Raw genomic sequence first — 16,650 nt, 5'->3', positions numbered from 1 at the left:
ACCTCACGATCTTCCCCATGTCGTACTGCACTTGCGTCCGACCGGTTCGTGGCCGACTGAACTCGATCTCCGCGGACGGGTGGAAGTCGGGGTGGCTCCCGAGCCCGGCCCCTCGGCCACTGGCTTCCTGGAGGCTCTGGACCCGTTGAAGGTGGAGCGCGCGGCTCTTGGACGCACGGATCTGGAGAACGTGCCGGGTGGTGGCACAGCGGCCGTGCTGCGGCACCCCTGCCGGGTACCGGACTTACGGCCTACCTACCACCACCCCACTACACCTCTTGATGTAACAGGCGCTACATTTAATGATGTGTCGAACACAGAACAGAGCCGCTGGCTCGTCCTCGTGATCAAACTGCCGGCGGAGCCGTCCCGGCACCGGGTCGCGGTCTGGCGCGAGCTGCGCAAGACCGGGGCGCTCTCACTCGGCCAGGGCGTGTGGGCCGTACCGGACGTACCGGTCTTCGCCGACGGCGTCGCTCGGGCGATCACCCTGACCGAACAGGCCGAAGGTCAGGCCGTAGCCCTGAACGCCGCCGGGCGCAGCTCCGAGGACGCCGCCCGATTCCAGGCGCTGTTCACCGCCGCCCGTACCGCGGACTGGACGGAGTTCCTGGCCGACTGCGGCAAGTTCGAGGAGGAACTGGCCAAGGAGATCCGCATCGCCAAGTTCACCCTGGCCGAATTGGAGGAAGAGGAGCAGTCGCTGGAGCGGCTGCGACGCTGGCACCGCGACCTGACCGCGCGCGATGTGTTCGGTGCTCCGGAGGCGGCCGAAGCCGCACAGCGCCTCAAGCAGTGCACCGCCGCCTGCGAGGACTACGCCGAACGCGTCTTCCGCGCCCTGCACCAGGCCCCGGAGGGGGAGTAGTGAGCGCGCACACGGCACCGGCCCGGCAGATGTGGCCGCTGTACGCGGCCGGGTTCACCACCGCCTTCGGCGCCCACGGCATCGCCGCGAACCTCGGCGGCTTCTCCGAAGACGCCGTCACTTCCCTGCTCGTCCTCGGCGGACTGCTCGCCCTGTACGACGGGGCCGAGGTGATCCTCAAGCCGGTCTTCGGCACCCTCGCCGACAAGATCGGCGCCCGCCCGTTGCTGTTGGGCGGGCTGGCCGCCTTCGCCGCCGCCTCCGCCGTGTACGCCGTCGCGGACAGTCCCGGCTGGCTGTGGGCAGCCCGCCTCGGCCAGGGCGCCGCGGCCTCCGCCTTCTCCCCCTCGGCCTCCGCACTCGTCGCCCGGCTCAACCCAGCGGCCAAGCACGGCCGCGCGTTCGGCTCCTACGGCTTCTACAAATCCATCGGCTACACCCTCGGCCCGCTGCTCGGCGGAGTCCTGGTGTGGGCCGGTGGCCTGCGCCTGCTCTTCGCGGTCCTGGCCATGCTCGGTGCGGCGGTCGCCATCTGGGCCGCGCTCGCCGTCCCCGCCGTACCGCCACTGCCCAAAGCCCGGCAGACGGTGCTCGACCTGGCCCGGCGTCTGGCCGACCCGGCCTTCCTGGCCCCCACCGCCGCCCTGGCCGCGGCGACCGCCGCCCTGTCGGTCGGTGTCGGCTTCCTGCCCGTCTCCGGGCGGGCCACCGGACTGGGCACGGTAGCCACCGGGGCCGCCGTCTCGGTGCTCGCCGCCTGCGCGGCCCTCGTCCAGCCTCGGGCCGGACGCGCGCTGGACGACGGACGCCTCACCGCCCGCGGCGGCATCGCGGCGGGCCTGCTGCTCACCACCGCCGGGCTGGGGTGCGCCATGCTGCCCGGCCTCACCGGGGTGCTCCTGGGCGCCGCCCTGATCGGCGCCGGAACCGGCCTGATCACCCCGCTCGGCTTCGCCGCCCTCGCGGCCACCACCCCCCAAGAACGCCTCGGCCAGACCATGGGCGCCGCCGAACTCGGACGCGAACTCGGTGACGCGGGCGGCCCGCTGCTCGTGGCCGGCGTCGCCGCGTCGACCACCCTCACCCACGGCTACGCGGCGCTCGCCGTCCTCCTCGCGTCGGGCGCGGCACTCGCACTCGCCCACCGCCGCACCGCGCCTGCGACGCCCGAGACGGAGACGTGACCGGAAGAGAAACCGCGACGGCCGCTCCCCCGCCCCCCCTGCTTCCCTGCGTCCTGGCCGACATCGCCCCACTGCTGGACCACCGGGGCTACCTGGCCGTCGCCGCCCTGGTGTTCGCCGAGGATTTCGGGTCCCCGTCCCCGGCCAAACCGTCATGATCGCCGCCGCCGTCTTCGCGGGCGCCGGCCGTGAATATCGTCGCGGTGGGCCGCGATCGCCATCGTCTCCGCCGTCTCGGGCGGCAACGTCGGGGACGCCGCCGCCCTGGTCGACATCGACCAGGTGCAGCCAGGCAGACCCTGGAGATCATCGCTCGCCAGGGCCCTGCCCGCTCTCCCTGGCGATGTGCGCAGTTCCGGTCCGGGTAGAGACTCCCGCGCCCCGGCTCATTCCGGTTCGGCCGCCGTCAGGTCGCGTTGCAACAGCAGTGTGTCGATCCACCGTCCGTGCTTGCGACCGACGGCGGTCAGGCGACCTGCCTCCGTGAAGCCGCAGCGACGGTGCAGTGCGGCTGAGGCGTCGCTGCCCGTGTCGGCTATGACGGCGATCATCTGCCGCACTCCGGCCCGGGCGGCTCCGGCGATCACCTCGCGCAGTAGAGCTCTGCCCAGGCCTCGGCCGGTGGCACTCGGGGCGAGATAGATCGTGTCCTCCGCCGTGTGGCAGTAGGCGGGTTTGGGACGCCAGGGAGCCGCGTACGCGAAACCGGCCACCTGGCCGGAGAGTTCGACGACGACGAACGGCAGACCGCGGCCGGTGAGGTCGTCCAGTCGACGCTCCCAGTCGGCGACACCCGGAACGGTTGTCTCGAATGTCGCGACGGTGTGGAGAACGTAGTGCGCGTAGATGTCGGCCACTGCCTCCTGGTCCCGAGGAGTTGCCGGGCGGATGACCGCCTCGGCATCTGCCATATCTGCCACGACCAGCTCATTTCTCTATAGTGGAAGAAGATGCCATTATAGAGTAATGCTTGATCTGTTGGCGCTGGGCAGGCGCATCCAGGGACTGCGGCACGACCGGGGTCTGACCCTCCAGCAACTGGCGGACACCGCCGATGTGAGTGTGAGCATGCTGTCCTCGGTCGAGCGCGGGCAGAAGGCCCCGACGATCACGGTCCTCGCCCGCATCGCCGAAGGACTCCGAGTTCCTCTCCCCGAACTCGTCGCCCAGTCCGCAGACAGCCGCGCCATCGTGCGACGAGCGGCCGACCAGGACACGGTCCACGAGCCTGGCGGGTGGCACCGGACGGTCCTCTCCCCCGTCGTCCCCGGAGTGAACTTCGAATGGATCCGCACCACTCTGCCGCCCGGCTGCGACGCCGGCGCGTTCCCCGCCTACGCCCCGGGCTCCCACGAGTTCATCGCCGTGGAGTCCGGGACACTCCGGCTCACCCTCGGAGACGAGGCACTCGTTCTCGACGCGGGTGACTCCGCCTACTTCGCCGCCGACGTCACGCACGGTTACGCCAACCCTGGCCCGGAGCCGTGCACTTACCACGTTGCCGCGCTCATCATGCGGCCTCGCTCACCACAGCAGCGCAACCGCCAGTCACCGTGATGCCGGGTGCATGTCGTACGACCCGGTTACAGCTCGAACTCCAGGTGCTCCAGGTCGCTGAACTCCACCTCCAGGCCTTGGGCGCGGCGGCCGCTGTCGCGGAAGTACACCTCGCCCAGCGCCTCGGCGGCGATGTCGCGCAGCGCCTGCTCGCCGGCCCCGGCTTCCTGGGCCTCGAAGAGGCGGGCGGCGTGCTGCGGGGGCAGTGCCACGGTGAGGTGGCGGAGCCGGGGGTCGTCGGTGGTGCCCGGGGCGGCGGTGTAGCCGAAACGGGCGCGGGTGTCGATGACGATGCCGCCGGTCGTGGCCGCGGTCTGCTTGGCTTGCGCGCGGATCTGCGGCTGCCACCGCTTGTACACCTCGCGCTCCAGGCGCTCGGCGAGGTCCCGGCGCGGCTTTTTGATCTGGTCCTTCACATACCGCTCCACGGTCCGCTGGGAGACACGCAACAACTGGGCCACCTGCTTGGTGCCCTTGAGCTGTCTGACCAGGTACCGCATCCTGGCACCGGCCGACTTCGGAGCGGGGCGCGTGAACGCCGCCTGCACCGCCTTGTCGAGCCCATCCCCGACCGTGACCATCGGCTTTTCTCCCCTACTCCCCGTCGTCCTTGGCGGTGACCTCGCCCGTCTTGACGTAGCGCGCGAGGTTCAGGGCCCGGTCGTACTTCTCCCGTACTTCCTCGGCCCACAGGGTGGTCCGGGTGCCCTCGTGCTTGACCATCCCCGGCGACACCCCCAGGCGGAAGCTTCCGGGCACCGTCTTGCCGTCGGCGTCGTACGGGAGGACGTCCAGCGGGGAGGGCCCGTCGGCGGCGTACACGGCGCAGTCCGACAGGACCGCCACCGGATACCGGCCGGTGGCCGCGGCCAGGTTGAGCATCTTGCGGTGCATGTTGATCCGGGCCCGCGAGATGACGGCCGCGCGGATGTCGGGCCGCCACGTCGGCCTGGAGAGGGCCGGCCACGCCTGCCCGGGCTTCCAGCCGCCGCCGCGCGCCCGCTCCCGCAGCTTGCCGATACCGCCCTTCACGGTCGCCTTGATCGCGTCCAGGACGATCGCCATCTCCGGGTCGCGCTGCTTGTAGTCGTCCATCACCCGCAGGAACTCCGCCGGAGGCAGCTTCTCGCCCACGCCCAGGTCGCCCATGGTGTCGACGTAGGCGTTGCGCAGCCGCTTGTACCAGCCGTCCAGGAACTTGCCCTTGTCCTGGCGCACCCAGGCCTCGACCGGGGCGACGTCGTAGCCGAGTTCCACCGCGTACGCCACGGTCGGTGTCGCGTACCAGGCCGGCCCCTCCGGCCGCTCGCCGGTCGGTGTGAACGGACTGGGCAGCAGGTCCCCTTCGAGCTGCCTCCACTGTTTGCCGACCAGTACCCGGGAGAGGTCGACGTGTGAAAGGTCGACCAACCACGCCCCGGGCAGTGTCGGATCGAACGGCGGGTCGGTCACGTGAACCGGCGGCTGCGCGAGGCCCACGACAGCGCCGTTCGCCGCCGCGCCGAAGGCGAGGTTGACGTCGATGCCGACCACGAAGCGCATCATGCACTCGGTGTCGGTGAGCTCCCGCGCCCAGTCGTACGCCTCCTCGAACAGCATCTCCGCCGGGCCCCGCTGGTGGAACCGCGGCAGATCGCTCAGCAGCGGGTGCCCGTCCGGGGCCTCGCACGGCGCGCAGTCCATCGCCCGCTCGCCCAGCGATCCGGGACGGGTTTCCTTGTGCCGCCTTCCGTCCTCGTCGGGCCGGCTTGCCCGGGTGGGCGGGTTCAGCGCGGTCATCAGCTCCAGGCCGGTCACGGCGGTGGAGCCGCGCGGCGTCATCACCCGGGCCGCGTACGTGCCGAGCAGCCGGGCGAGCTCGGCCGGCGCAAGCTTCGCCGCGTCGCCCCAGGTCCGTGTGTCCAGCGCGGACCACGACGGGACGCACAGCTGCACGCAACTCCGCTCGCGTCCCTGCGCGGGCCGGTAGATCCGCGCCCACGGCCCCAGCCCTCGCTTCGTCAGCTGCCAGTCCGCGCGATCGAGCTGCTTGATGACCTTATGTCCGTCCGGGAGGCGCCCGGCGAGCCGCTCGGACTCCGACAGCGTGACTGGCAGCCCGTAGCGCTCCAACGCGGCCTCGGTGAGGACGAGGAGTGGGTCGCCGTCCTTCCCGGAGCCGTTCAGCCTCTCCGCCCCCAGCTGCGCCTCCGTCAGCGTCCACTCCACCAGTGCGGGAAGGGACTTGGCGGGCACGTCCAGGATCAGGCCGCCTACGCAGTACGCCACCACCTGGCGGTCGGCGTCGGCGTCGATGACGGCGAGCGGACCATTGGCGAACCGCGTGTCGAGGGCGGCCGCCGCGGTGGTCTGCTGAGGGGCGGCGCTCCTCGCCCGGGGGCGGCGCGATGTCGATGACGGCCTCGGCCCCGCCTCGGCACGCGACGCACTGTGCGGCACCGAGGCGGGGACGGAGACCGGGACCGGGTGCATGGCGCTGCAATGGGGATCGGACTTGACCGCGGCCTCATGTGCCCGGCCGGCGGACGGAGTTGGCGCTTCTGACGACGCCTCCGCAGACGGGGTGGGGCCGCTGACCGTCTCAGGCACCGGCGCCGTGTCCTGCGCGGAAGGGGTCGTGTCGGTGTCAGCGGGGTAGAGCGCCGCGAGTTGCTTCAACAAGCGCGCGTACGCGTCGCGCTCCGGGGGCCTCGGCTCGGTCCTGCCCGCCTCCCAGCCGCTGACGGTCGCTCGCCGTACCTTCAGGGCGGTGGCCACCTCGTCCAGCGTCAGCCCGTGTGCCTGACGCAGCCGTTTGCGCTCGGCCGGCGTCGGCAACGGGGATCGGGACGCGACCAGGGCGTCGACCGCGTCGAACAACTCGGACATGGAGCACCTCCTGGCTCACAGCCTACTCCATGAACCGTCCGGATTCCGTACGGTGGAACATTCATTCTGCGTACGAAACGCGGTCGTAACCGTCGCGGAGTCCGGGAGGACGAGGTCGCGATATGTGATGTACGAGCCGCTCGTCCGTTGCCGATCGACGTGCGGCAGGATGGGTTTATGAGCGTCGTCAAGATCAACGTACTCACCGTCCCCGCCGAGCAGCGGGAGACGCTGGAGAAGCGGTTCGCGTCCCGTGCCCACGCCGTGGAGAGCTCCGACGGCTTCGAGTGGTTCGAGCTCCTCCGTCCCGTCGAGGGCACCGACAATTACCTCGTCTACACACGGTGGCGTGACGAGGCATCCTTCCAGGCCTGGCTGGAGGGTCCGATGAAGGCGGCCCACCAGGGCGGTGACGCCGAGGCCGGCGAGCGGCCCAAGCCGGCGGCGAGCGGGTCCACCCTGTGGTCCTTCGAGGTCGTGCAGCAGGCGACTCCGACCAGCTCGTAGACAGGTCGTCGCGGGCGACAGGGCCAGAGGCCCTGTCGGCTCCGCGGGGACGGCACACGTTCGATCAGTTGGTCCGGTGGAAAACCACTTCCGGATACTCCGACGACGGCCCGTCCAGCAGGGGCCGGCTGCCGCCCTTGAGGTGAAGGTCGAAGAAGGCCGCCACATAACGCCGGGTGATCTGCTGCGACCTGTCGCCCGACAGGGGCTCCTCCGGCGGAAGGAGCCCCAACTGGTCGGCGAGGACCGGAATGTCGGTGAACGTGAAGTGCCCCGAACCGGCCACGGCCAGCCAGCGCTTCCAGCCGTCGAGGTTCGGCCAGTCACGTACCCAGGAGGTGTCCTCGACCCCGGTGCCCAGCACCATGAAGGGTCGGCCGCCGAGACCGCCCGCCGGCACCGGGTCGAAGAAGGAGCCGTCCAGGTTGGCCCCGGCACGCATCCGCTGGTCGCCCATCATGGCGGACGCGGCGGAGGCACCGCCGATGGAGTGGCCCGCCATGCCGATCCGCGCGGGGTCGATCATGCGGGCGTGCCGCCAGGCCGGGGAACGGTCGGTCAGCCGGTCGAGCACGAAGGAGACATCCCGAGCACGGCCGCGGGCGACGGCCCCGTACCCGAGTTCGGGAACCTTGTCGCAGGCGACGCAGGTGAGAAGCCGGTTGCCCGGGAATGTCGTGCCCACCGACTCGTAGGCGTGGTCCACGGCGGCCACCACGTACCCTCGGCCGGCCAGTTCCTCGGCGAGCGAGGTGAGTGTCGAGCGGTTGACGGTGAATCCGGGCGACAGCACGACCAGCGGAAACTTCCCCCGTAGAGGGTTGGCGCCGGGGCGGGCGTGGGTGCGAGTGCCGCTGAGGGTCTCGGCCGGCACCACCTCGGCCACATCCCGGTCCTCCAGGAAGGCGCGGGCCTCGCCAGTGGTCATGTACGGCGCCGTCGGGCCGCGGCCGGAGCGGGCGGGGTAGTACAGCGACACCATCAGCTCGCGAGCGCCGGCCTCGGGCACCCACGGGTCGGGGCGGTCGGTATCGACCAGATGCAGGGTGTCCCGCCCCACCGGCAGCGGCCCTGTGGGGCGCGGCAGTTCGAGGCGGACGCGGTCGCTCTCACTGGCAGTGGACACGTCGGCCGGCGCCGGTACGGGGTGGGCCGTCCCCGTACCGAGAAGCGCGAGGGACAGACCGAGTAACGCGGCGGTGGCGCCGCGGGGCAAACGATTCATGCAGGTGAGGCTAGGCAACAGGAACCCCAGTCACGTCCTGCGGCGAGCTGATCCATGATCAGCCCACGGGCCGATCCGGGGGGCGTGATGTCATGCGGTGGACTGACGGACTCCACGCGACGACGCCCACGCCGGCCGTCAGGAAACACGCCTGCAGCAGCCCAGCCCCCGAGGATGCGGGGACGTCCTGGTCTTCTTCGCGTCCGAGTGCGCGGTCGCCCACGCCTGCGGGCCTCGCGGCTCGTGCGTCACACGGTGCAGTCGACGTACAGGGCGTGCGGGATCTTGCGGTAGTTGGTCCAGTGGGCCTCGCCGTACGCGGCGACGCCCTCGGCGGAGACCCGGGGGTGGACCCAGGTGACGGTGGTGAAGCCCGCCTCGTGCAGGGCGTCCTCGTAGGCTCGCCGCGACCAGCGGTAAGGGAGGAGAGGGAACTCCTCGAATCCGGGCACTTTCATCACTGCCGGGGCCTCGTCGCCGTCCCGGGTGGCCGGGCCGATGGTGAAGTCGATTCCGTAGTGCGTGTACCAGCCGGGTTCGACGGCGACGTCGGGGTTGAGTGTGGCGAAGACGAACCGGCCGCCGTCCGGGCGGAGTGAACGGCGCGCGGTGCGGCAGAAGCCGGCCAGCGCCTGCCGGGTGGGTGCGTAGCACAGTACGTACACGGAGGACACCAGGTCGAAGCGGCCGTCGAGCTGGGGGTCACCCTCGGCGGGTGGGGCGGTGGCTTCCCGTGACAGGTAGGTGATGTCGAGGTCCGCCGCGGCCGCGCGGCGCCGGGCGAAGTCGAGCATGCCGTCGGAGCTGTCGATGCCGGTGACCGTCGAGGCACCGAGTTCTCGCAGCCTGCGGGTGTAGAGGCCGCTGCCGCAGCCCAGGTCCAGAACGGCCCTGCCCGTGATGTCGCCGAGGAGGGTGAACAGGGTGTGGGATTCGATGTGTTCGCGGAAGGGCAGGGCGGTGGCCATACGTTCGTAGGCCTCGGCGAGGCTGTCGAAGTCCGTGCCGTGGTCCTCGTCCATGGTGTGGTCCTCCTGCTCGCGGCCGACGGTCCGCCCCCAGGGGGCGTTGGGCAGGGTCATGGTAGCGCCGGAGGCCCGCCAACTTCCCTTGCAGGCAGGACAGTTGTCTGATGACCCGGAACCCGCTTCCGGGTCAGAGTGGGGCGCCGCCGAACTGGATCTCGTTCCCGTCGGGATCGACGTACGCGGCCTTGCGCACGCCGTTCGGGTAGGTCTCCCGCTTCGTGGGCTCCAGGCCACGATCGGCCGCCTGGGCGACGAAGGTGTCCAAGTCGTCGACGAATACGGTGTGCATGGCGTGGCCGGCGTGTTCCGGTCGTTGTTCGATGAACACCGACCGGTGTTCCGCGAGTTCCCACACGGCTTCCGTGTCGCTCGCGACGAACGTGGGCGGGGAGCCGAGCAGGACTTCGTACCACGCCAGCGCGGCCGCGTAGTCGGCGACGGGGATGCCTGCGTACAGGTCGAGGGCCATGCCGCCACGTTAGTCCCGCGGAGAGCGCGCCCGAGGTCCCGCGGACAGCGCGTCCGGCAGGAGAACGTCGATCAGTCGATGACCGCGGTGACTTCGACCTCGACCAGATGGTCGGGGATGTCCAGTGCCGCGACGCCCAGCAGCGTGGCCGGCGGGACCGGGGTACTCCCCAGCTTCTCGGCCGCCCGGGAGATCCCCTCCAGGAGGGCGGGCATCTTGTCGGGGGTCCAGTCGACGACGTAGGCGGTCAGTTTCGCCACGTCGTCGAAGGAGCCGCCGACCTCGGCCAGGGCGGTGGCAATGTTGAGGTAGCACTGCTCGACCTGAGCGGCAAGGTCACCTTCGCCGACCGTGACCCCTTCGGCATCCCAGGCGACCTGCCCGGCGACGAAGACCAGCTTCGAACCGGTCGCGATCGACACCTGCCGGTACACGTCGATCTTCGGCAGCCCGTCGGGGTTTACGAGGGTGATGGCCATGTTGCTCGCCTTCTTTCCAGGAGAGTCCATGGGCTCGTTTCCAGCGAACCAGGACTCCCGTGCTCTCTTGTAGTTACTGGGAAACCGTAGGAGAGTGAGCGCTGACATGGAAGAACGCACTTTTCAGTGACTGAGGAACCTTATGGTGACCAAGCAGTTCAGCGGCTCGCCCGAAGACGCGGACCTGAGGCGCGCGGACTCTCTGGCGCGGGAGATCTTCTCGGACGTCGCCAACAAGTGGGCGCTGCTGATCATCGAAGCCGTGGGGGAAGACACCCTGCGTTTCAGCGAGCTGCGCAATGAGATCGAGGGCATCAGCCACAAGATGCTCACCCAGAACCTGCGCATGCTGGAGCGCAACGGCCTGGTCGACCGGACCGTGCACCCCACCGTGCCGCCGCGGGTCGAGTACGCCCTCACCGAGGCGGGCCGAGGCCTGCGCCGGACGGTCGACAGCATGTGCGACTGGACCCACCAGTACCTCGGTGACATCGAGGACTCCCGCCGCCGTTTCGACACCTGACAGGGCCTGGCAGGACCTCACGGGGCCCAGGGAGGGAGCGCCACGGGCGGGCGGTGGGGGCGCGCTGCACGCCCACCGGATCGCCGGGCAACGCACGAGGGCCCGCCCCGCGCAATGCGGAGCGGGCCCTTGAATCGGAGCGCCGGGCAGGCCTTGCACCTGCATTTCCCCGCAGGAAGCGGGGCGTCTTTCCTTGGACCACCAACGCACGACCAGACACCGGGAGTTCCGGCGACCAGCTCATGATCCAGTCTAGCCCACGCCCGACAGTGCACCGCCCACGCCCGACAGTGCACCGCCCACGCCCGGCAGCGCCGAGGCCACCTCCCGTATGATCGATTGATCGGTATCATGAACGCATCGCGCGCAACCGATCGCGCGAGCCGCCGCGGGTGGCGCGGCAGGGGCGGACGAGAGCGGTGGGGACATGCGGGAGACGGCGCAGAAGCGACAGGCCCGGATCGCGGAAGTGGTGCGGGACAGGGGCGTCGCACGCATCACCGATCTCGCCGACGAACTCGGCGTCTCCATCGTGACCGTGCGCCGGGACGTCGAGGACCTGGCCCGGCGCGGGGAGGTGCGCCGCGGGCACGGGGTGGCCCGTTCGCTGCGGCCGGTGGCCGAGGAGGTCGCCGCCGGGGGTGACGCCGTCGCCATGATCGTTCGCGAGACCAACACCTACCTCACCGAGGCCGTGCAGGGCGCGCGGGAGGCCGCGGAGAAGGCCGGCCTGCGGCTGGCACTGCACATCGCTCCAGGTGACGACGGGGCCGAGCGCGAGGCGGTGCGCCAGGCACTGGACGCCGGGGCGCGCGGGCTGCTGCTGTCGCCGCACTGGCGCACCCGGGCCGAGGCCGAGGCGGACCACTCGTGGATGGCCGCCCTGGACGTCCCCACGGTGCTGGTGGAGCGGCGTCCCGCACGGACCAGCGGGATCTACTCGCTGGACTGTGTGCGCTCGGACCACGCGTACGGCGTGCATCTGGCGCTCGGACACCTGGTCGGGCTCGGGCACCGGCGGATCGTTCTGGCGGCGCGCGACGACAGCCCCACCGCGCGGGTCATCCGAGCCGAGTTCGCCGAGCAGACCGCCGCCCGGGGACTCTCCGACGGGTGCCGCACGATTCTCAGCTCGCGCACCGCGGGCCCCGACCCGCGCGTCCCCGACCCGCGGGCGGTCGACCTGGCAGAGGCCGTCGAGGAAAGCGGGGCCACGGCGGTGCTGATCCACAGCGACGTGGACGCACTGGTGCTCGTGCAACGGCTGCAGGCGGCGGGCATCGACGTGCCGGGACGCTGCTCCGTGGTCGCGTACAACGACGTGGTCGCCGACATGGGGCCGGTCCCTCTGACGGCCGTCGCCCCGCCCAAGGCTGAGCTCGGCCGGAGCGGGGTCGAGCTGCTGCTGCGCCGGCTCGACATGGGGCGTGGTGGACTGCGGCCCGGCCCCACCCGGCACATGGAGCTGCTGCCCGACCTCGTGATCAGGGAGTCCACGGTCCAGGCGGCCGTCTGATCCGTTGCGGCAGGGGTTCCAGGGGCTCAAGGGAATCCAAGGGCCTCGCAGAGTTTTGTTCGTTTGACCGCTTCAGTTTCTTCTGTTCGATCTATTGACGCTTTTTTCTGAGCCGCTCAGGATGCCCGTAACCCAGCAACGACGCGGGAGGGGCTCATGCGAAGTAGTCGCAAGGCCGGAGCGGCACTGTTCACGATTCTCGCCGTCCTGATGACGGGCTGCTCCGCCTCGGACAGCAGCACTAGCGCCAGGAACGGCCCGGTACATCTCACGTTCTGGTCGGCGCTGCGCGGCACCCAGGAGGTCGTCGACGAGTACAACCGCAGCCAGAACAAGGTGAGGGTCGACTACCAGCAGGTCCCCTCGGGTCCTCAGGGCGGCTGGGCCAAGCTCAGCAACGCCGCCCGCGCCGGCAACGCGCCCGACGTCGCCACCATGGAGTACCCCCAGCTGCCCGGCTACGCCATCGACGGCGTGCCCCGCGACATCACCGATCTCCTGCCCGACTCGGCACGCCGGAAGATCCTCCCTCAGGCGCTGGACCTCACCACCCTCGACGGACGCACGTACGCCGTGCCCGTGGACATCGAGCCGATGATGTTCTTCTACCGCAAGGACGTGTTCACCAAGTACGACATCCCGGTCCCGAAGACCTGGACCGAGTTCGAGAGCGCGGCGCGCCAGCTCAAGAAGGCCCAGCCCCGTTCCCGTATCGCCAGCTTCTTCACCAACGGCTCACAGCACATGGCCGGGTTCTCCTGGCAGGCCGGCGGCCAGTGGTTCAGGACCTCCGGCGACGCCTGGCAGATCTCCCTGGCCGACGCCCCGACCCGCAAGGTCGCCGCGTACTGGCAGGGCCTGGTCGACCAGGACCTGGTGCGGGTGGAGCCGGTGGACAGCCAGCAGTGGCGGGCGCATCTGCAGAGCGGAGAGACCGTCGGCTACATGGCGGGCGCCTGGGCGGCGGGCTCGCTGATGAACTCCACCCCCAGCGGCAAGGGCAAGTGGGCCATCGCGCCCCTCCCCCAGTGGGACCCGGCCAAGCCGTCCCTCGGTACCCAGGGCGGATCGACCTTCGCCGTCACCAAGGACAGCAACCATCCCAAGGAGGCGCTGGAGTTCATCACGTGGATGGTCACCAGCCCGGACGCCCTGCGCGCCAAGCTCTCCAGCGGCATCAGCAGCGCGTTCCCCGTGGTGCCCGAGCTGGTTCCCGTCGCCCGCCAGGAGATGGACACCAGCTACTACTCGGGCCAGGACATCTTCGGCCTCTTCCAGCAGTCCGCCCAGCTGATCTCCCCCCGGTGGAAGTGGGGGCCGCGCATGACCTCCACCATCACCTCCGTCGAGGACGGCTTCGCGAAGGCCGGAGCAGGCCGCGGCAGCATCGTCGAGGCGCTCCGTGAAGGGGAACGCAGGACGCTGCCCGACCTCAAGAGCCTCGGCCTGTCGGTCACTACCAACTGAGGTGCACCCGTGAGCACAGTGATCTCGCCAGGGCGACGCACGGCCACGACGGCGTCGTCCGCGAAACCCGCCCGTCCCCGTAGAGCCGGACGCCGACAGCAGGTACTCGCCTGCGTCACGCTCTTGGCCCCGTTCACGGCACTGCTCATCGCCGTGTTCCTCGTACCCGTCGGCTACGCCATCGGCCTCAGTCTCTTCGGTGAGGACCACAAGGGGCTGGGCTTCGGCGGCGGCACCACCGTCTTCACCGGGCTGCGCAGCTACCTCGCCGTGCTGCAAGACCCCAGCTTCGTGTCCGGGTTCGGCGCCATCGCCCTCTACTGCGTGATCTTCGTACCGGTCGTCGTGATCGGTGCGCTCGCGCTCGCCCTGCTCCTCGACTCCGGACTCGTCCGGCTGCGACGCACCGCGCAGATGTTGCTGTACCTGCCGCACGCCGTGCCCGGCATCATCGCCGCCGTCATCTGGCTGTACCTCTACACCCCCGGCCTCAGCCCGGTGATCAAGCTCCTCGCCCAGGGTGACATCACCGTCGACTTCCTGGGGATGAACACCGTGCTGCCGTCGATCGTCAACATCGCCCTGTGGAGCGGCCTCGGATACAACATGGTGATCTTCTACGCCGCACTCCAGGCAGTGCCGCGCGAGGTGATCGAGGCGGCACGGATCGACGGCGCCGGCGGCTTCCGCACCGCGCTCATGGTCAAGGTGCCCATCATCAAGGGATCCGTTCTGATGGTGTGCATGTTCGCCCTGATCGGCGCGCTCCAGCTGTTCACCGAGCCCATGCTGATGAACCAGGCCACGCCGATGGTCAACTCCCGCTTCACCCCGAACATGTACATCTACGACGCGGCCTTCCGCCGCAACAACTACGGACTGGCCTCCGCGGCCTCCGTCATCCTCCTCATCGTCACCTGCGCTCTGTCGTACGCCGTGACTCGCTGGACCGGCCGCAAGGAACGGAGCGCGCGATGACCACACACCAGCTGATGCCCACGAAGGGGCTGACGGCCACCAACAGATCGACGTTCGCGAGCAGGCTCACAAGCCGTGCCGCCGCCAACACCATCGTCCTCATCGCGGCGCTCTACACGCTGCTGCCCGGTCTGTGGCTGCTGCTGGCCGCCACCAAGAACTCCGACGCGCTCTTCAGCAGCGACATCCTGTCCTTCGGGGACTTCTCGCTCTGGCGCAACCTCACCGACCTGTTCGCCATGGAGGAGGGCATCTACGGGCGGTGGTACGTCAACAGCCTGCTGTACGCGGTCGTCGGCGCCCTCGTCGGCTCGCTGATCAGCGTCTCCGCCGGGTACGCCTTCGACAAGTACGAGTTCCGGCACAAGGAGAAGCTGTTCGGGCTCGTCCTCACCGGCGTCATGGTCCCGCAAACCGTGCTGGCCCTCCCGCTCTACCTGGTGGCCTCCGGGGTCGGCATGGTCAATACGTTCTGGGCGGTTTTCATCCCGGTCCTGTTCAACCCCTTCGGCGTGTACCTCGCCCGACTTCTCAGCAGCGGCTACGTGCCCAACGAGGTGCTGGAGGCCTCCCGGGTGGACGGCGCGGGCGAACTGCAGACGTATATCCGTGTCAGCCTGCGCATGCTCGGCCCCGGATTCGTCACCGTCTTCCTCTTCCAGCTCACCGCCATCTGGAACAACTTCTTCCTGCCCATGGTGATGCTCTCCGACCAGGACCTCTATCCGCTCAGCCTCGGGCTCTACACCTGGAACAGTTCCGCCACCGTCTCACCCGAGTACTACCCGCTCGTCGTCATCGGCTCACTGCTCGCCGTGGTGCCGCTGATCGTCGCGTTCATCACTCTGCAGCGCTACTGGAAGTCAGGTCTCACCGCAGGGAGCGTCAAGTGACCCACCCCGACCTCCGGCCCCACACACGCCCGCGCGCCGTGCTCGCCATGGCGCAGAAGACCGCGCACCAGGTCCTCGACACGGACGTACGGGCCCGGCTGGCCGCCCTCACCGACATCGACCCGAACCTCGTCCTGGACGATCTCACCACCCCCACCGCACACCGCGCGCTCGCCGACGCCGAACTGCTCATCACCGGCTGGGGCTGCCCGCCCATCGACGCGGCGGCACTGGACGCCGCGCCCCGGCTGCGCGCGGTCGTGCACACCGCCGGGACCGTACGCCACCACATCACCGCCGCGTGCTGGGATCGCGGACTCACAGTGTCCTCCGCGGCCGTGGCCAACGCCGTACCGGTCGCCGAGTACACCCTCGCCATGATCCTGCTCGCCAACAAACGGGTCCTCGACACCGCCCGTCTCTACCGCCTCGAACGCCGACGCACCGACTGGAACGAACGGCACCCGGACGCGGGCAACTACCGCAGGACCGTGGGCATTCTGAGCGCCTCGATCATCGGACGCCGCGTCATCGACCTGCTCCGCCCGCACGACCTGACGGTGCTGCTCCACGACCCCTACGTCAGTGACACCGAGGCACGTGACCTCGGGGCGCAGCCGGTTTCCCTTCCGGAGCTGTTCACGGCCGGCGACGTCGTGAGCGTCCACACACCGCTGCTGCCCGAGACGCGAGGCCTGGTCAGCCGCGAGTTCCTGGGCAAAATGCGTACGGGCAGCACGCTGATCAACACAGCGCGCGGGGCCGTCGTCGACCAGGCCGCACTCACCGACGAGGTGGTGTCCGGGCGGCTCCACGCGATCCTGGACGTCACCGAGCCGGAGGTACTGCCCGCCGACTCACCGCTGTGGGACTGCCCGGGTGCCCTCATCACCCCGCACATCGCCGGCTCGAAGGGCGGGGAACTGCGCCGCCTGGCCGACCTGGCGCTGGCCGAGGTCGAGTCGTACGCCCTCGGCCGCCCCTTCGCCCACCCCGTCCGGCCCGAACACCTGGCCCGCCTCGCCTGAGCCCCGACGAAACGAACAGGAGACGTGGCCCCACCCATGCTTGAACACCCCTCCCCACAG

Annotated in this window: 18 protein-coding genes; 11 read left to right on the top strand and 7 right to left on the bottom strand. The window is 70.0% G+C overall.

Annotated features, from left to right (window positions below; genetic code table 11):
- Nucleotides 1–307 precede the first annotated feature (307 nt).
- The 3 genes from E0500_RS27915 to E0500_RS27905 are packed head-to-tail and all read left to right on the top strand — an operon-like array spanning nt 308 to nt 2,210.
- The gene (locus E0500_RS27915) at nt 308–868 is read left to right on the top strand and encodes a Chromate resistance protein ChrB (RefSeq protein ID WP_131561367.1); all 561 of its coding nucleotides are present in this window, start codon (nt 308–310) and stop codon (nt 866–868) included.
- Nucleotides 869–897: 29 nt separating this feature from the next.
- The gene (locus tag E0500_RS27910) at nt 898–2,052 is read left to right on the top strand and encodes an MFS transporter (protein ID WP_131561391.1); all 1,155 of its coding nucleotides are present in this window, start codon (nt 898–900) and stop codon (nt 2,050–2,052) included.
- Complete coding sequence (locus E0500_RS27905; RefSeq protein ID WP_165934916.1) at nt 2,049–2,210, top strand: hypothetical protein; 162 nt, start codon at nt 2,049–2,051, stop codon at nt 2,208–2,210. Before E0500_RS27910 ends, E0500_RS27905 begins: the two co-directional genes overlap by 4 nt.
- Nucleotides 2,211–2,438: 228 nt before the next feature.
- Here the strand turns inward: E0500_RS27905 and E0500_RS27900 are convergent, their stop codons facing one another.
- Nucleotides 2,439–2,963, bottom strand: coding sequence for a GNAT family N-acetyltransferase (locus tag E0500_RS27900; protein ID WP_131561389.1), 525 nt, complete (start codon nt 2,961–2,963; stop codon nt 2,439–2,441).
- A 55-nt stretch (nt 2,964–3,018) separates the two neighbouring features.
- On the opposite strand from E0500_RS27900, the gene E0500_RS27895 reads away from it, so the two are divergent.
- Nucleotides 3,019–3,609, top strand: a complete 591-nt coding sequence (locus E0500_RS27895) for a helix-turn-helix domain-containing protein (protein WP_131561365.1) — start codon at nt 3,019–3,021, stop codon at nt 3,607–3,609.
- A gap of 26 nt (nt 3,610–3,635) precedes the next feature.
- On the opposite strand, the gene tpg is transcribed toward E0500_RS27895, so the two are convergent.
- Together tpg and tap are read right to left on the bottom strand one after the other, a co-directional pair.
- Nucleotides 3,636–4,190, bottom strand: coding sequence for a telomere-protecting terminal protein Tpg (gene tpg, locus E0500_RS27890; RefSeq protein ID WP_131561364.1), 555 nt, complete (start codon nt 4,188–4,190; stop codon nt 3,636–3,638).
- A 13-nt stretch (nt 4,191–4,203) separates the two neighbouring features.
- A complete protein-coding gene (tap, locus tag E0500_RS27885; RefSeq protein WP_131561362.1) occupies nt 4,204–6,477 on the bottom strand; it encodes a telomere-associated protein Tap in 2,274 nt (757 codons plus the stop codon).
- A gap of 177 nt (nt 6,478–6,654) precedes the next feature.
- On the opposite strand from tap, the gene E0500_RS27880 reads away from it, so the two are divergent.
- Nucleotides 6,655–6,984, top strand: coding sequence for an antibiotic biosynthesis monooxygenase (locus E0500_RS27880; RefSeq protein WP_131561360.1), 330 nt, complete (start codon nt 6,655–6,657; stop codon nt 6,982–6,984).
- Nucleotides 6,985–7,048: 64 nt separating this feature from the next.
- Here E0500_RS27880 and E0500_RS27875 read toward each other — a convergent pair whose 3' ends face one another.
- The 4 genes from E0500_RS27875 to E0500_RS27860 all read right to left on the bottom strand — a co-directional run bounded on the left by E0500_RS27875 (nt 7,049) and on the right by E0500_RS27860 (nt 10,185).
- Complete coding sequence (locus tag E0500_RS27875; protein WP_131561359.1) at nt 7,049–8,209, bottom strand: alpha/beta hydrolase; 1,161 nt, start codon at nt 8,207–8,209, stop codon at nt 7,049–7,051.
- A gap of 248 nt (nt 8,210–8,457) precedes the next feature.
- Nucleotides 8,458–9,291 carry a class I SAM-dependent methyltransferase gene (locus E0500_RS27870; protein ID WP_131561357.1) on the bottom strand — a complete coding sequence of 278 codons (834 nt, stop codon included), beginning with the start codon at nt 9,289–9,291 and terminating at the stop codon, nt 8,458–8,460.
- A gap of 73 nt (nt 9,292–9,364) precedes the next feature.
- Nucleotides 9,365–9,706 (bottom strand): VOC family protein, encoded by a 342-nt coding sequence (locus E0500_RS27865; protein WP_131561355.1) that lies wholly within the window; start codon nt 9,704–9,706, stop codon nt 9,365–9,367.
- 71 nt (nt 9,707–9,777) lie between these two features.
- The gene (locus E0500_RS27860) at nt 9,778–10,185 is read right to left on the bottom strand and encodes a RidA family protein (RefSeq protein WP_131561387.1); all 408 of its coding nucleotides are present in this window, start codon (nt 10,183–10,185) and stop codon (nt 9,778–9,780) included.
- 142 nt (nt 10,186–10,327) lie between these two features.
- Between E0500_RS27860 and E0500_RS27855 the strand changes: the two genes are divergently transcribed.
- The 6 genes from E0500_RS27855 to E0500_RS27830 all read left to right on the top strand — a co-directional run bounded on the left by E0500_RS27855 (nt 10,328) and on the right by E0500_RS27830 (nt 16,590).
- Nucleotides 10,328–10,708, top strand: coding sequence for a helix-turn-helix domain-containing protein (locus E0500_RS27855; RefSeq protein WP_131561353.1), 381 nt, complete (start codon nt 10,328–10,330; stop codon nt 10,706–10,708).
- Nucleotides 10,709–11,135: 427 nt separating this feature from the next.
- The gene (locus tag E0500_RS27850; protein ID WP_131561351.1) at nt 11,136–12,224 is read left to right on the top strand and encodes a LacI family DNA-binding transcriptional regulator; all 1,089 of its coding nucleotides are present in this window, start codon (nt 11,136–11,138) and stop codon (nt 12,222–12,224) included.
- 156 nt (nt 12,225–12,380) lie between these two features.
- Nucleotides 12,381–13,691: an ABC transporter substrate-binding protein gene (locus E0500_RS27845; protein ID WP_131561349.1), complete on the top strand. Its 1,311-nt coding sequence runs from the start codon at nt 12,381–12,383 to the stop codon at nt 13,689–13,691.
- A 9-nt stretch (nt 13,692–13,700) separates the two neighbouring features.
- Nucleotides 13,701–14,669, top strand: a complete 969-nt coding sequence (locus E0500_RS27840) for a carbohydrate ABC transporter permease (protein ID WP_131561348.1) — start codon at nt 13,701–13,703, stop codon at nt 14,667–14,669.
- A gap of 14 nt (nt 14,670–14,683) precedes the next feature.
- Nucleotides 14,684–15,562 (top strand): carbohydrate ABC transporter permease, encoded by an 879-nt coding sequence (locus tag E0500_RS27835; protein ID WP_181587276.1) that lies wholly within the window; start codon nt 14,684–14,686, stop codon nt 15,560–15,562.
- Entirely contained in the window at nt 15,559–16,590 is a 1,032-nt protein-coding gene (locus E0500_RS27830) for a hydroxyacid dehydrogenase (protein WP_399119986.1), read from the top strand. Before E0500_RS27835 ends, E0500_RS27830 begins: the two co-directional genes overlap by 4 nt.
- Nucleotides 16,591–16,650: the final 60 nt, after the last annotated feature.

The organism is Streptomyces sp. KM273126, from assembly GCF_004337435.2.
In the GTDB taxonomy this organism is placed as follows: domain Bacteria; phylum Actinomycetota; class Actinomycetes; order Streptomycetales; family Streptomycetaceae; genus Streptomyces; species Streptomyces acidicola.
Note: the sequence above shows the minus strand (reverse complement) of the source record. Positions and strands in the feature narration are given on the sequence as shown.